The 15,689-nt window shown below is 40.8% G+C and carries 13 protein-coding genes; 7 read left to right on the forward strand and 6 right to left on the reverse strand.

Annotated features, from left to right (window positions below; all coding sequences use genetic code 11):
• The first annotated feature begins 111 nt into the window (after window positions 1-111).
• From CFK37_RS11270 to efeB, 3 genes are read left to right on the forward strand one after another with little or no spacing between them, the layout of a single operon-like run.
• Window positions 112-1,569 (forward strand): FTR1 family protein, encoded by a 1,458-nt coding sequence (locus tag CFK37_RS11270; RefSeq protein WP_089061940.1) that lies wholly within the window; start codon window positions 112-114, stop codon window positions 1,567-1,569.
• Entirely contained in the window at window positions 1,569-2,729 is a 1,161-nt protein-coding gene (efeO, locus tag CFK37_RS11275; RefSeq protein WP_089061941.1) for an iron uptake system protein EfeO, read from the forward strand. The genes CFK37_RS11270 and efeO overlap by 1 nt, the downstream gene beginning before the upstream one ends.
• Before the next feature lie 59 nt (window positions 2,730-2,788).
• Window positions 2,789-4,015 carry an iron uptake transporter deferrochelatase/peroxidase subunit gene (gene efeB / locus CFK37_RS11280; RefSeq protein ID WP_089061942.1) on the forward strand — a complete coding sequence of 409 codons (1,227 nt, stop codon included), beginning with the start codon at window positions 2,789-2,791 and terminating at the stop codon, window positions 4,013-4,015.
• A gap of 150 nt (window positions 4,016-4,165) precedes the next feature.
• Here efeB and CFK37_RS11285 read toward each other — a convergent pair whose 3' ends face one another.
• From CFK37_RS11285 to CFK37_RS11310, 6 genes are all read right to left on the reverse strand, one after another.
• Window positions 4,166-4,525, reverse strand: a complete 360-nt coding sequence (locus CFK37_RS11285) for a MaoC family dehydratase (protein ID WP_089061943.1) — start codon at window positions 4,523-4,525, stop codon at window positions 4,166-4,168.
• A complete protein-coding gene (locus tag CFK37_RS11290; RefSeq protein WP_089061944.1) occupies window positions 4,522-4,881 on the reverse strand; it encodes a hypothetical protein in 360 nt (119 codons plus the stop codon). Before CFK37_RS11290 ends, CFK37_RS11285 begins: the two co-directional genes overlap by 4 nt.
• Window positions 4,878-5,972, reverse strand: a complete 1,095-nt coding sequence (locus CFK37_RS11295; protein WP_089061945.1) for an acetyl-CoA C-acyltransferase — start codon at window positions 5,970-5,972, stop codon at window positions 4,878-4,880. The genes CFK37_RS11290 and CFK37_RS11295 overlap by 4 nt, the downstream gene beginning before the upstream one ends.
• Window positions 5,957-7,417, reverse strand: coding sequence for an AMP-binding protein (locus CFK37_RS11300; protein ID WP_089061946.1), 1,461 nt, complete (start codon window positions 7,415-7,417; stop codon window positions 5,957-5,959). The genes CFK37_RS11295 and CFK37_RS11300 overlap by 16 nt, the downstream gene beginning before the upstream one ends.
• Window positions 7,418-7,443: 26 nt before the next feature.
• A complete protein-coding gene (locus CFK37_RS11305; RefSeq protein ID WP_089061947.1) occupies window positions 7,444-8,001 on the reverse strand; it encodes a biotin transporter BioY in 558 nt (185 codons plus the stop codon).
• 131 nt (window positions 8,002-8,132) lie between these two features.
• Window positions 8,133-9,779, reverse strand: a complete 1,647-nt coding sequence (locus CFK37_RS11310; protein WP_089061948.1) for an SLC13 family permease — start codon at window positions 9,777-9,779, stop codon at window positions 8,133-8,135.
• A gap of 372 nt (window positions 9,780-10,151) precedes the next feature.
• Between CFK37_RS11310 and CFK37_RS11320 the strand changes: the two genes are divergently transcribed.
• The 4 genes from CFK37_RS11320 to CFK37_RS11335 all read left to right on the forward strand — a co-directional run bounded on the left by CFK37_RS11320 (window position 10,152) and on the right by CFK37_RS11335 (window position 15,630).
• On the forward strand, window positions 10,152-11,339 hold the full coding sequence (locus tag CFK37_RS11320; RefSeq protein WP_089061950.1) for an MDR family MFS transporter: 1,188 nt from the start codon (window positions 10,152-10,154) through the stop codon (window positions 11,337-11,339).
• The gene (locus tag CFK37_RS11325; RefSeq protein WP_089061951.1) at window positions 11,332-12,078 is read left to right on the forward strand and encodes a Cof-type HAD-IIB family hydrolase; all 747 of its coding nucleotides are present in this window, start codon (window positions 11,332-11,334) and stop codon (window positions 12,076-12,078) included. The genes CFK37_RS11320 and CFK37_RS11325 overlap by 8 nt, the downstream gene beginning before the upstream one ends.
• Before the next feature lie 629 nt (window positions 12,079-12,707).
• A complete protein-coding gene (locus CFK37_RS11330) occupies window positions 12,708-14,054 on the forward strand; it encodes an aminotransferase family protein (protein ID WP_089061952.1) in 1,347 nt (448 codons plus the stop codon).
• A 166-nt stretch (window positions 14,055-14,220) separates the two neighbouring features.
• The gene (locus CFK37_RS11335; RefSeq protein WP_089061953.1) at window positions 14,221-15,630 is read left to right on the forward strand and encodes an APC family permease; all 1,410 of its coding nucleotides are present in this window, start codon (window positions 14,221-14,223) and stop codon (window positions 15,628-15,630) included.
• Window positions 15,631-15,689: the final 59 nt, after the last annotated feature.

Raw genomic sequence — 15,689 nt, forward strand, 5'->3', positions numbered from 1 at the left:
GTCGCTTTGTTAGTGTAAACTTGCTAAAATTTTGTGTTGACATTTAAAGTTTTTCGTATAATAATGATGATATTGATAATCGTTATCATTTACGAAAAGGAGGTAATTGCCATGTACAAACGAATACTTTTTTTGATGATTGCCTTTCTAATCTTGATCTTCGCAGGAATAACAGGGCCTGTAGCATTTGCGGAAACGATTCAGGATCACGCAGATGTGTCAAAGACTGTTCTATACATAAAAAAAGCGGTAACGGCCGCCAATAAACAAGACCTTGATAAAGTGAATCAATCGTTCCAATCATTCAAGAAAGAGTGGGTGGACATCAAAAATGAAGTTAGAGAGGGTTCGCTGCCGGTCTATTCTAAAATCCAATCCCAGATTGCAGCGGTATCGTTGGATCTGGTAAATGGGAATGCGAATAAAACACTCGGATCACTGCAAGCTTTACAGAATACTTTACTTGATTATCAAAACGGTAAACTAAAGAAGGATGGTTCTTCTGCAGAAAAAGTGACCATTCGCTCCTACATTCGGCAATTGAACGAAACGGCTGACTCGATAGAATCAAATAATCTGGCGAAAGCAGCGGGGCAGGTTAAATCATTGCGTGCAAATTGGCTGGAAATTGAAGGAGACATTGTTAGTAAATCACAACAGGTTTATACAAACTCTGAACGGAATCTAGTATTGCTGGAAGGATACGTAGGTAAGGGTAAAACAGATCAAGCGCTAGGGACCGTCAATGAATTGAAAACAGACCTGGAGCCATTTATAAACAGTTCATATGGAATTTGGGATGCGGCACTTATTCCAATTCGAGAAGGGCTGGAAGCATTGCTCGTAATCGGTGCACTTCTGGCGTTCACCAATAAAAGAAAGGAAACGAAGGGTGCGCGCTGGGTTTGGGGTGGCATAAGTTTGGGAGTACTTGTCAGCATTGCAATTGGATTTACAGTCAGTTTTCTATTAAACGCAAGTTCCTTCGGTGAAAACAACTTTATTATCAATGGTGCTACTGGGATTTTTGCCAGCATCATGCTTTTATATGTTAGTTATTGGCTGCATCGCCATTCTAACGTACAGCGCTGGAATTCCTACATACGCAAGAAGACGGAAAAAACATTCAGCAGCGGTAAGATGTTTTCCTTCGCGCTGATTGCCTTTCTTGCCGTTCTTCGTGAAGGAATGGAAACAGTTATTTTCCTAATCGGTATGGCTAACCGCATGCCTATCTCAAACCTTATTTTAGGGATTGTTATAGGATTTGGAATTTTATCTGTAATAGGCATCTTTATGTTGAAAGTTGGGAAAAAACTGCCATTGAAGCCGTTTTTCCTTGTTTCAAGCTTGATTGTGTTTTACATGTGCATCAAGTTTATGGGATCCGGGATTCATAGCCTGCAGTTGGCAGGTTACATTCCATCAACAATTAATGAGATGATTCCGACCATATCATTCCTTGGCATCTATCCGTCATGGAGCAGTACACTGCCTCAGCTTATGATTATTATTCTAGCAGTCTTTGTGATTGCTGCTCGTCAATTGAAAATCAGGAGGGCTATATAATGCAGTTCAAAAAAACGGTGGGGTTATTATTATCACTCACTTTACTTATTACCATGCTTGCAGCGTGCGGTGAAAACAATACAAAATCAGATAAAATAAATGAAGAATCTGTGGCAAGTGAAACAGATTCCGTAAAAGAACTTGCGAAGGACTTGCAGAAAATAAATGCTAATCTGCAAGCCGCTGCAAAAGAGAATAAGCAAGACGAAGTAAAAAAAATAGGTGAAAAATTAAATGATCAATGGCTCACAACTGAGAATAAAATCAGGGATGCATATCCGCTTCTTTATACAGACGTTGAAAAGTATTTGCTGCCACTATATACAGAAGTAACGACAGACTCTATGGATCAAAATAAAGTCATCGAGCTTGCAGGTAGTTTACAAGATTCGCTTGGAAAACTAGAAAATGCGAAAGAGACAGCAATGAAAAGTTCTGAACTGCTGGATAAAGCGGTGAAGAATTACCGGGAATATGTAAATGATCAAACAGAGCAGTTGGTGGCAACAACAAAAGAATTTACTGATGCTGTTAAGGCCGGAAAGATAGAGAAAGCAAAAGAACTTTATGCGGATGCCCGCGTCTTTTACGAACGGATTGAACCAATCGCGGAGAGCTTTGGTGACTTAGATCCTAAAATTGACGCTCGTGAAACCGATGTGGAACCTGCTGACTGGAGCGGTTTTCACAGGATTGAGAAAGCACTTTGGAAAGATAAATCGTTAGAAGGTATGGATAAAGTGGCAGATCAGTTGAACAAAGATGTGCTTGCATTGCAGGAAAAAGTGAAACAAGTGGACTTAAGTCCTACTCAGGTAGTTGCTGGGTCAATGGAACTGCTGAATGAGGCAGCTATCTCTAAAATTACCGGGGAAGAGGAACGTTATTCACATATTGATTTAGTGGATTTCGCTGCGAATGTGGAGGGCTCACAGGCAGTCTATCATGCCATCATTCCGGCGTTGCAGGAAAAGGACAGCAAGCTTGCAGATCAGTTAGATAAACAATTTATCGCATTAATGGATACGCTCAATCAGTATAAGAAGAACGGCGAATACGTACTTTACACGGAATTAACCGATGAACAAATTCGTGATTTAAGCAGTAAACTTAGCGTTTTATCTGAAAAAATGGCCCAAACCGCAGCTATTTTTCAGTGAATAGATTTTTAGCGCAAGCGCCTCTTTGGCGCTTACGCTTTTCATAGGAGGATTTTGCAATGGATGAAAAAAAGGTTTCACGTCGGGAAATAATAAAGATGTCCCTTCTTACCGGAACGGGTATAGCAATTGGGGCGAGCGGGCTGGGCTCGATTGCCACGATGACGGAAGCCTTTGGTGACACAGCTGAACAACCGAAAAAAAAGGATAACACGATTCCGTTTTATGGCAAACATCAGGCAGGAATCATTACTCCACAGCAGACGTATACCTATGTTGCTGCCTTTGACCTGCAAACTGACCGGAAACAAGAAGTGATTGATTTGTTTAAACAATGGACCCAACTTAGCGCAGTGATGAGCGCGGGGCAGGTGGAACATGCTTATGAGAATGATTGGTTGCCACCCAAAGATACTGGTGAAGCACTAGGTCTTACGGCCGCAAAGTTAACCGTTACATTTGGACTTGGTTCATCATTTTTTGAAAAAGATGATGTTGACCGATATGGAATATTGAAGAAAAAGCCTCGTCATCTAAAACCAATTCCCGCCATGCCTAGAGACGGGTTAGAAGATCCTTATATTGGCGGGGATGTGTGTGTACAGGTTTGTGCAGAGGATCAACAGGTAGCGTTCCATGCAATCCGCAATATGATTAAAACAGGAATCGGCAAGGCTGAAGTGAAGTGGTTACAATCCGGTTTTATCAGTGCACCAAAAGGGGAGACCCCTCGTAATTTATTCGGGTTCAAAGATGGTTCCGCAAATGTTCCAGCAACCAATCAAGATGCACTAAATCAGATTGTTTGGGTTGATGACGATAAACAGAATTGGATGAATGGTGGATCATACCTTGCATTTCGTAGGATTCAGATGTTTTTAGAGGTGTGGGACCGCTCCTCTTTAAAAGACCAGGAAGATACATTTGGCCGAAAAAAACTGTCTGGGGCTGCCTATGGTAAAAGTGAAGAACACGCGCATGTAAATGAAGAGAAGCTTCCACCTAATTCACATGTGCGGTTAGCGAAAAGTACCGGTCAGGAAATATACCGCCGCGCTTATTCGTATACAGATGGAGTAAATCCGAGAACGGGTGCTATTGATGCGGGATTAGCTTTCATCAGCTATCAAAAAAATCCTGACAAACAGTTCGTACCAATGTTAAAAAAGATGAGTTTGAGGGACAACTTAAATGAATATACCAAACATGTAGGAAGTGCGTTATTTGCGTGCCCAAAAGGCGTCCAAAAAGGCGAATATATTGCACAAGGGTTATTAGAGGACTGAGACAAAAATGTTTGGTCAAAGGGAAATCCGAACTATGATTCAAAATTCTTTAATTAGATTTTGAAGTAGTTCGGATATTTTCTTAGCTGTTGATATAAACTGCTGCGACGTAGCGGCAACGTGTTTTTCCGCAGCGGTGGGCTAACAATCCTATGAAGTTACGTTACAGCCTTTTTGCAATTCCAACGATCCTTTTACGATTAGTTGATTTTCAACGAACCCTTTGAACGGATAAGAAAGGTCCTTTTTTTCGCCTATCTCTATGGCCATGACATCATCAGCGTATAGAGGTGCTGAAAATGTCATGGTATAAGTTTCAAGTGTTTCTTTACCAAAAAAATATTCTGTTGATAGGACGTTCCAAAGCTTTGCCATTATTAGCATTCCATGTACTATTCCACCTGTGTATCCATGCTGTTTGGCATAAGTACCATTTAAGTGAATAGGATTGTGGTCACCCGCGATAGATGCAAAGTTACGAATATCCTCTTTCGTAATTGTCATGTTCATGGCTGCCCCCCTGAGACCAGCTCCATCGTTCCCGTAAAGCAAGGCGTGCCCCGCAATGTGCAAATGCGTAGTGTCTGCTTGCTAAAGGTAACATCTTTTCGCGTATATCGTTTATCAAGGGTTACACTGGCCCTGTATTTTTCATTTGCGACCATTGGTGTATGCATAACACATTGTTGTTTTCGGTGGATGATTGGCGGCTTAAATGTCCATGGAATGTTGACCCACTGGTAAGCGATCATGGGCATTGTATAGTGAAGAATTAATTTATCCCGTTTATCGGTTTCTCCTAACATTCGCTGATACAATACTATTTGCTCTTCCGTGAAAGTAACAACTTTTTCTTCTGACTTCAATTTATCACCTCAAATAATACTGCGACTCCAATTCCGCCTGCGCTGCCTATTGCGGCAATTACATAGGTATAATTCTTATTCCGTTTAGCTTCATAAAATAATCTTGTCACAAGTGCGGAACCAGATGCTGCATATGGATGCCCAACTGTTAATGCACCGCCATTAACATTCAATTTTTCATAAGGAATATGAAGTTCCTTTGCGCATGCTGCGATTTTAGATGCAAATGCTTCATTTATTTCAAACAGGTCAATATCCGCAATTGACAGATTATGTTGCGCAAGTATTTTTCTAATTGCATAAACTGGCGCAATGCCAGGGGAATTGGGATGAACACCACTTACAGCACTGCCAGCAAATCGCAGTGCAGGCGTAAGGCCGTATGATTTGGCCATGGTTTCTTCCATGACAAGTACAGCACTACCCCCATCATGAATACCACAGCTGTTCACAGCCGTCACGGTTCCCCCGTTTAGAAATATCGGTTTGGCACGGTCAACTAACCTCTCAATGTTACGCCGTTTCAGGAAGGCTTCATCTTGATTCATGTGCAGGATCGGGATAATTTCATCCCTAGTTAAACCTTTATGATAGGCATTCCAACTCCGCTTGTAGCTCATCAATGTATATTCATCCTGCATTTGTCTTGATATATCAAAGTTTCGTGCCACATTTTCCGCACCAATTCCCATATCTGTATCACCAATCGACTCTGGTGCAAATTGAGCCCGCTTTGTATATGGTGATGTACTTGCGCTCTCTATACCACCTGCGATATAACAGCTGCCAGCATGACCCTGAATCCAGTAACATGCGGTGCGAATAGCTTCTAACCCTGCGCTGCATTGACGATCGAGAGTCATTCCAGGCAGTGTAAGCGGCAAACCCGCTTCGAGCGCAGAAAATCTTGCTATATTTCCACCAGGGCCGACGACGTTGCCTAATATGACATCATCTAACTCAGGTTCAAATCCGCTTGCAAGATCAGCCAATAACGGGGATGCAAGTTCCTGCGGCTGCATGGATTCAAGCATGCCATTTTTCTGTCCAAATGGTGTACGCTTGGCCCGAACAATTACTGCTCTATGCATTTGGATAGCAACCTTCTTTCTGCAATCAAATGAAGTTCTTTTCTTGCAATCTTACCACTGATTGTATGCGGGATGCTTTCTTTCATGATCCACTTTCTGGGTACCTTATAAGAAGCCAGATAATCTTTGCACCATCTTTTCAATGACAATATGCTTGTACTGCCGTCAATAATTGCGACGGCAACTTCACCCCAATAATCACTTGAAATACTTGTGACAGCAGCCTCATATACATCTGTATGCATCATTAACACATTTTCTATTTCTTCCGGGAAGATATTAATTCCTCCATAATTAATGATATTTTTTTCACGGCCTATGATATACAGATAACCTTCTTCATCCAGGTATCCCATATCATCGACAGTGAACCAATCATCCTTATGAAATTTGTTAGGGTGGGTGGTGTAACCAGAAAATAACATCGGGCTTTTTACGAAAATCTTACCAGTCTCCTGATTGTATGCCAGCTCCTGATTTGCCTGTCTGATTTGAATTTCCACGTTGTGACATGCCTTTCCGACTGATGCCGGTTTATTAATGTTTTCCTGATCAGAAAGGGAGGTAACAAAGCTCAATTCGCTTGCCCCGTAAAATTCGTACATGATCATTCCCGAAAATAATTTGCGCATCCGCTGTTTGGAGTTCTTCTCCCATTTCGCGCCAGAAGATATAATTTTAAATGAATTAGTTACCGGCACGTTTTCCCGTAACATTGCTTCAATCATTGTTGGAACGGTATAAACAACGGAAACACTATCAGAGAAGATTGCCCTCAGGATCGTTGCGGGAGAAAATTTTCGCTGCAGATGCACTGTCCCTCCTAGATATAGCGTGCTAATAGCACCATATAAAAAATGGGAATGAACGAGTGACCCGGGAATAAGAACACGATCATCGGCGTCCATATGAAAGTCGTTTTTATTACATGCAAAACTTGCAATCCATGAGGCATGGGAACGTGTAAATGCCTTTGGCTCACCTGTTGAACCAGATGTGAAACCAATATGAAAATCTTTGTCATTTATTGTATTTACCGGTACATTTGTAAAACTAGCGATAGTTATTTCTTCCTGCGCCTGTTCCCAACAGACAATAGGTACATCTTCTATTTTTATTTTTGATGCCAATTTTTTCGTTGTTATAATAAGAGCTGGACTAGTATGCTGAAGTCGTTTCTCTATTTCGGCTGGTTTCCACTTTGTATCAAGTGGCATGGCAATCCATCCAGCCGCAGCAGCACCTGTATATACCTGCAGGAACTCAATACAGTTAGGAAAAAAAATACCTACCTTTTTTTCAGTGCCCTGGGAATAAAACCAGTTTGCAGTTTGGTTAATCAATTTGGACCATTTGCCATATGATATCTCTGTATCGCCCAATTGTACGGCTGTTTTATTTGGAAACTCCGCAGCGTGTTCCGTATAGGTGCTAGTAATATTCATTTGACATCCCCCTATTAAAAAATGACTTATCCTGCGCGGGCAGCTTTGGCGTTATTAAAAATTGGATATTTATGTAGTTTCACCACAAGGAATGAAGCAATAATGGCTTTTATCACATCTCCAGGCAGGTAAACTAAACTAAGCTGAATAGCATGAGAGATTGATATATTCATAATCATCGCTTGAAAAGGAATACCAAACAAATAGATTACGAAAATACCTACTGTTAAATTAAATGCTAATACATGCCAAAGTCTTAGTCGAGGGATTTTATGTAACACATAACCGATCAGGAATGCTGTAATTGGATAGGAGAGAATGTATCCGCCACTTGGTCCAAAAAAGACACCGAATCCGCCTCTTCCCCCGGAAAGTAGAGGAATCCCAACTGCCACTAAAAGTAAAAATACCATTTGACTCCACGCTCCAAGTCTCCCGCCAAGCAATCCGCCAGATAAGAGAACACCTAATGTTTGCAGTGTTATTGGTACTGGTGTAAAGCTTAGCATTAAAGGTGGAACCAGTCCTAATGCTCCCATTATGGAGGCAAAAAGGGCAACAAATGTTATTTCTTTTGCTCTCATATAAAACTCTCCTTTTTTCAGACTTACCTCTCAAATCATAAAAGAAACAGACAGAATATGTCAACCTTTTATATATAACGGTTTACATTATGCGCGAAAAAATGACCCCACACAAGTGGAGTCATCTAAGCTTAATTTTTAAATGCATCTGGCAAATGCGATAAATCAATTCCCCATGCTAATGGGAGATAGAAATAGACCGCAGCTGTAACTAAAATGATGCCGACAATATTTAATAGAAATCCTGCTTTTGCCATATCTGGAATTCGTAAATATCCTGATCCGAAAACTACAGCATTCGGTGGTGTTGCAACCGGCAGCATGAATGCACAAGATGCGGCCACAGCTGCAATAATCATCACGGAAAAAGGGTGAATGTTAAGTGCCAAGGCCAAGGAAGCCATAATTGGATACATCATCGAAGCTGTAGCAGTATTCGATGTTAACTCCGTCAAGAAGATAACGAGTGTCGCAACGACTAGCATTACAATTAATAAATTGACACCCTCAAGCGCACTTAATTGGTTTCCGATCCATTCCGATAAACCTGATTCGACAAATCCAGCGGCAACTGCAAGACCACCACCAAATAATAATAGTATTCCCCAGGGAAGCTTAACCGCAGTGTCCCAATCCAGAAGATGATCTCCTTTTTTGTTGATCGAAGGAATGATGAACAGAACGATTGCAAATGTCATTGCGATCACTGCGTCATTTATATTTTCACTAATGTGTACAAGTAAAAATGATCGTGTTATCCACGACAGTGCTGCAAGAAGAAAGACTACAAATACAGCTTTTTCTTCAAATGATGCAGAACCAAGCTTCTTTTTTTCCGATTGAATCAGCTCTCTGCCACCTGGAAGTTTTTTAACTTTAAGTGGAAATGCGACTTTTACAAGATAGACCCAGGCGATAATAATAAAAATCCATGCAATTGGTACACCGAACAGCATCCATTTTGCGAATGATAACTCGACACCGTAAAATTTATCGATAGCAGCCGCTAATGCTGTGTTCGGCGGCGTGCCGATTAGTGTACCAATACCACCAAGAGAAGCAGAGTAAGCAATACCTAACATCAGCGCCTTTCCGAAGCCAAAGTTTTCTTTTGACGTATCAACAGCATCATCATCTTTAAGTGCCTCAGACACCTGATAAATGATTGCCAGGCCAATTGGGACCATCATCATTGCTGTTGCAGTATTTGAAATCCACATGGATAAAAACCCTGTTGCAACCATAAATCCGAGAATAATCCGGTCTGTATTGGTACCAATCATTGAGATTATACTAAGTGCAATACGCTTATGAAGATTCCATTTTTCCATTGCCAGGGCAATCATGAATCCACCCATAAATAGAAAAATAGTATCATCCCCATAAGAGGCCGTGGTTGCCCCGATATCCAATCCGCCAGTTAAAGGAAATAGAATAATAGGCAAAAGTGATGTCGCGGGAATTGGGATAGCTTCAGTCATCCACCAGACCGCGATCCAAATAGTACTGGCCAAAACACCCTTTCCTTCACCAGAAAGCCCTTCAGGTGAAAATAATGTTAAAGTTAAAATGAATAAAATTGGTCCAAGAAATAGTCCGATTAACTGTGGAGTTTTATAACTCCGTTTATTTCCATCACCATTTCCGCCCGAAGATTTGGCCTTTGAGCTGCTGTCTGTTTTACCGATATTTGACGAATTTGGCCGGACGAAAAAGCTTAATAAATCTTTTGCTTGATCGTGCTTGTCCCATAACCAATCCCAAGTAGCTGTTATCATAGTTGACCTCCTTCTTGTTCATATTCATTTATTATACAAATTTTAAGAAAAACCAACAAGGAAAAAGTGTCTGCGCTTTCATTCCAAAGCGATTGTGCTATCATCTGGACATGCCGAATTAAAATAACTGGAAATCTTTCACCTGTGTAAACCGTTATAATATGGAGGTGATTACAATGAAAAATAATCCGGATATTGAATCTTCCGAGGGTAAAAAGGAGCAAATCTCCTTCCTGTCATGATAATCATGTACGCAATTACAATATTTCTTTTCATCGTTAAAGTAAGGCGGCTGAAATAATTTAATTGATTGGTCACTCGAAATAGTATAAAATAGCGTGAATGATATTCGGATAAAGAGAGATGACAGCAATGCCGAAGTACATATGGCTATTAGCAATTGCAACAACTATTAATGTGACTGGGGCCTCATTTTTATGGCCGCTTAATACCATCTATATGCATAATGAACTAGAAAAAAGTTTAGCCTTTGCGGGGTTTATTTTGATGTTTAACCAGGGAGCGTCAATCGCGGGAAATATGATTGGCGGAATGTTATTTGATAAGTTAAGTGCGTTTAGAACCATCATGATTGGAATGTCCATTGCATTCGCAGCGTCTGCGGTTATGTCGGTCTACCATAGCATTGTGCCTTATTCAATCCTGCTCGTTTTAATTGGCTTTGGAGCTGGAATGACATGGCCTGTTATGTTTGCAATGGCAGGATCCGTTTGGCCCCAAGGTGGCAGACGGGCATTTAATGCAATCTACGTCGCGCAAAATTTGGGTGTCGCACTTGGAGCCTCACTTGGCGGATATATTGCAAGTATTTCTTTTAATTATATCTTTATTGCGAATGCGCTCCTTTTTGCAGTCTTTTTGGTTATTGTTTTAACAACCTTTAGAGGGATGGATAAAGAGCGCGACCGTCAAATGAATACTACTATCCTTGAGCAAAACTTAACGATTAAAAATAAATCTGCTTTTACTGCACTTTTAATATTATGCACCGGTTTTCTGGTTTGCTGGCTCGCGTATAGTCAATGGCAGTCAACGATTGCCTCTTATACGCAGGATGTAGGAATTGGATTAGAGCAATACAGTATGCTTTGGGCAATTAATGGTTTTCTTATCGTTTTAGGACAGCCTCTGCTAAAATTAATTATAGACCGGGTTACCTCAACGAAGAAACAAATATATATTGGTAATTCAATAATTATCGCGGCATTTATTATAGTTATGTTTGCAGAAGCATTTACTTTATTTGCCGTTTCGATGGTTATTTTGACTGTTGGTGAGATGATTCTGTGGCCGGCGATTCCTACTTTAGCCAATGAACTTGCCCCAAAAGGTCGCGCAGGTTTCTATCAGGGGTTTGTTAATAGTGTTGCGGCAGCGGGGAGGATGGCTGGTCCATTGATTGGCGGATTGATTGTCGATTTATACTCCATTCAATTGCTGTTCTTTGTCCTGATTGCCCTATTAGTCATCCCATATATCACCACACATTTATATGACCACGGACTAACACCAACTATAAAGGAGAATGAACATGTCTAAAATCGATAAACAGATTAAATTAATCGCACTTGATATGGATGGTACTTTACTGACAAGTGATGAAAGGATTTCGGAACGTACACATAATGCAATAAAGCAGGCTATGGATAGAGATGTGCAAGTTGTTCTCAGCACTGGTCGCTGGTTGGGATCATGTTATCCGTATGCGGAAGCACTTGGATTAACATCTTTCCTTGTTACCAGTAACGGCGGCGAAATTTGGACAATGGCCAAAGAACTAGTTGAACGTCATAAAATTGATTCTGCCTTAATGGAAAAAATGTGGAACCTTGGTAAAGAATTCGGTATGGGCTGCTGGATGATTGCTACCGATGTTGTGTGGCGGGGGGAACGCCCTAACAATTTCACTGAGCATGAATGGTTGAAAATCGGTTTTGATTCACACATTCCAAGTAATTTGGAAAAATTCATGCAAGAACTTTCCCATTTTGATGGATTGGAATTAACCAACTCCCAACCTCATAACTTGGAAGTTAATCCTAAAGGTGTACATAAAGGCAGCGCATTGCAAAAGATTTGCGGCAAGCTTGATCTTAAGATGGACGAAATTATGACCGTGGGTGATAGCTTGAATGACATGAAGATGATTCAACAGGCGGGTCTAGGGATAGCAATGGGAAATGCCCAAGAAGCTATCAAAAAAGCCGCAGATTTTACGACGGATACAAACGACCGTGATGGCGTCGCCAAAGCAATAGAGCATTTTGTTCTTGATTAATGAAGGAAGTGAGTGATTTATCGAAAGAAAAATCCGAACTAACCGGAAACTGGTGCATATAATCGCTTCGGAAATATACTTCGCTTTTACGCGGGAGGCCGGTGAGCATCCTCGTGCTGACGCACAAAGGCACTGAAAAGTGGTGGATTTAAAAAACTTCTCTTTTCACCTTTACTTAGTATCATCTTGAATATACGTAGACTCCTCGTAAAAGTGCTTTTCTTTCTCGAGAGATCTACGTATATTTCCTCCGCTAAATAACAGAATTGCTCGTATTTTGAGTTACACTTTTTCGATATGTCCAACTCTATTTATGTAAAATTTTACTGAAAATGGCTTGACTGTAATATGAATTATTGGTAAATTGTTAATATTAAGATAGTAACTAACTGCTAAATCTAATTGACTTGACTGATGAAGTGAAGCAATCCCTTAGATTAAAACCAGTTATATTGATAGGAGCTTGTTTAAATATGTCTTCTATCCATATTGCTGGTTTTTTTGCACTTAAGGAAAGTATAAAAATTTAAAGGAATTAAGTATAAGCAAAACTTCGGCATTCACTATTAAGAACAAGGCGAATGCCGAGTTTTTCTAATATATTTAATTTTTTGAAGGAGGTTTGAAAAATGGAAAACTTAATTGACTTGGACAAAATGCATTTTATTCATCCAACTTCTTCCATTAAACAGCAACAGGAAGAAGGGTCAAAGATAATTTTCGAAAAAGGGGACGGGATATACCTAACGGACAAAAATGAAAACGTATACATTGATGCGATGTCTTCCTTGTGGAACGTCAATATTGGTCATGGAAGAAAAAAGCTAGCAGAAGCAGCAGCTGAACAAATGGAAAAGTTAGCCTTTAGCTCCGCATTTTCGACATTTAGTCATGAGCCGGCTATCAAGCTTGCCAAGAAAATTGCAACTATTACCCCAACAGGTCTAAACGCAGTTTTCTTTACATCCGGTGGGTCTGAATCAAACGACTCGGCTGTCAAACTGGTCCGTCATTATTGGAAAATTCAAGGTCAGCCGAACCGCAGAAAAATTATTTCATTAAAACGTGGGTATCATGGGGTCGCCGCAGCTTCGACAAGTGTGACAGGAATCCCTGAATTTTGGGGGATGGCTGGTCATTTGATGACAGATTTTGTTCATGCGGATACGCCTTATGGAAAGGGTACTGAGAAAGCTATCACTTCGCTACGTCATGTGATTGAAGAAGAAGGACCAGAAACAATTGCAGCTTTCATGGCTGAACCGGTGCAGGGTGCCGGTGGCGTTCTTATTCCGCCAGATGATTATTTCAAAGAAGTCCGTGAACTGTGTAACGAATATGGCATTTTATTGGTCGCCGATGAAGTGATAACCGGATTTGGTCGCACGGGTAGGATGTTTGGTATGGAAAATTGGGGTGTTATTCCCGATATGATGACTTTTGCTAAAGGAGTCACTAGTGGCTATATCCCGCTGGGCGGTGTTGTTGTATCGGATGCAATACATGACGTACTGAAAGAAAAATCTGAAGGGACTTTGTTCCATGGGTTTACCTACAGCGGTCACCCAACAGCAGCTGCTGTAGCCTTGAAAAATATTGAAATTATCGAACAGGAGAAACTAGTTGAAAACTCACGTAAAATGGGTGAACAACTGGTAAAGGGATTCCAGAAAATGAAGCAGCAATTGGATATTGTTGGTGATGTGCGTACTATTGGGTTGCTGGGAGCAGTTGAGCTTGTTCAGGATCCTAAGACAAATAAACGCTTTTCATCAGATATGAAAGTGGCACCTAAAGTGATTGACGCACTGCATGAAAGAGGGGTTATCTGCCGTGCTGTTACATATGAGAGCACAGACATTATTTGCTTTGCACCGCCACTCATTATGGAACAGTCGCAAATTGATACATTAGTGGATAAATTGCATGATGCTATATTATTTGTACAGAAACAACTGGGCGTTGAACATAGATAATTTTATTGTGGGGGGTGCTCACCACCTCCCAGCCCTATTTTTCAATTGAATGAATTACACTGGGAGCTACATTTAGATAAATAGATAGAGGGAAGAGGGAGAAGTGCAGTAAAAGTAGATTGAAAAGTGAATTAATCAAAAATCATCCTGAATGGGGGGAGAAAGAATGAATGATGATCAAAAGCTATTAAAAATATTAGGGAATAAAGACGTGCTTGCACTTGCTTTTGGCGCGATGATTGGCTGGGGGTGGGTTGTTACCACCGGGTTATGGATAACAGAAGCGGGATCACTGGGAGCCATTCTTGCCTTTGCGATTGGTGGTACATTGGTTGTATTTGTTGGTCTAACCTATGCGGAATTGGCTTCAGCTCTTCCACTTGCTGGTGGCGAACATGTCTACAGTTATAAGGCAATGGGCAGAGCAGCGTCGTTTATAACAACCTGGGCTATAATTCTTGGCTATGTGTCTGTTGTGGCTTTTGAGGCAGTAGCCTTGCCAACTGTTTTTGAATATTTAATTCCGGGTTACAGCCAGGGGTATCTGTATACAATAGCCGAATGGGACGTTACGGCAACATGGGCAGGTGTTGGTATAGTAGGTTCTTTAATCATTACCTGGGTTAATTATCGTGGAATCAAGTTTTCTACATCTATTATGTTTATCCTTACACTGTTAATTATAATCGCAGGCTTATTGCTGATTACCGGCAGTTCAGTAGGTGGAAATGCGCAAAACATGCAGCCATTATTTGAAAAAGGAATTGCAGGACTATTAACGGTCATCATCATGACTCCATTTATGTTTGTTGGATTTGATGTCATTCCACAGGCAGCTGAAGAAATAAATCTGCCGCAGAAACGCATAGGGCAATTATTAATATTTTCCGTTTTGCTTGCGGTTGTCTGGTATATTGCTGTTATTTTCGGTGTTTCCCGTATACTGACGCCTGCTGAGATTGGTGAATCAAATCTGGTTACAGCAGATGCGATGGCGAAAGCCTTTGGCGATAGTCAAATGATGGGGAATATTCTCGTTCTTGGTGGAATTGGTGGAATTTTGACAAGTTGGATTGGCTTCTATGTTGGTGGCAGCAGAGCAATTTATGCACTTGCTAAAGCTGGTATGCTTCCTAAGGCTTTAGGTGAACTCCATCCGAAATATAAAACACCGCATAAGGCTATCCTGCTCATTGGTTTCTTTTCAACGATTGCCCCATTATTGGGCCGTCCGGCGCTAGTTTGGCTTGTTGATGCTGGTGGACTTGGACTTGTTATCGCATGGTTAATGGTTGCGATTTCGTTTATCATTCTCCGTAAAAAGGCTCCAGACATGAAACGGCCATTTAAACTTGGTGGAGGTACGACAATTGGCTGGATAGCAGTTGTGATGGCTGCAGGGATATCTGTACTTTATATGCCGGGTATGCCTTCAGCACTTGTCTGGCCTTATGAGTGGGTGATTGTAGGGTTCTGGATTGTTTTAGGGTTTATCCTTTATAAAATTTCAATGGCTAAGTACGGTAAAGAATACGCAGATGACCATATGAAAAAAGAAATTGATCGAGTGGCATAATAAAGCAGACGAATCAACATACCAATTGGGTAGTGTTGTTTCGTCTTATTTTAAAATGG

This window comes from Virgibacillus phasianinus, from assembly GCF_002216775.1.
GTDB lineage: Bacteria > Bacillota > Bacilli > Bacillales > Amphibacillaceae > Virgibacillus_F > Virgibacillus_F phasianinus.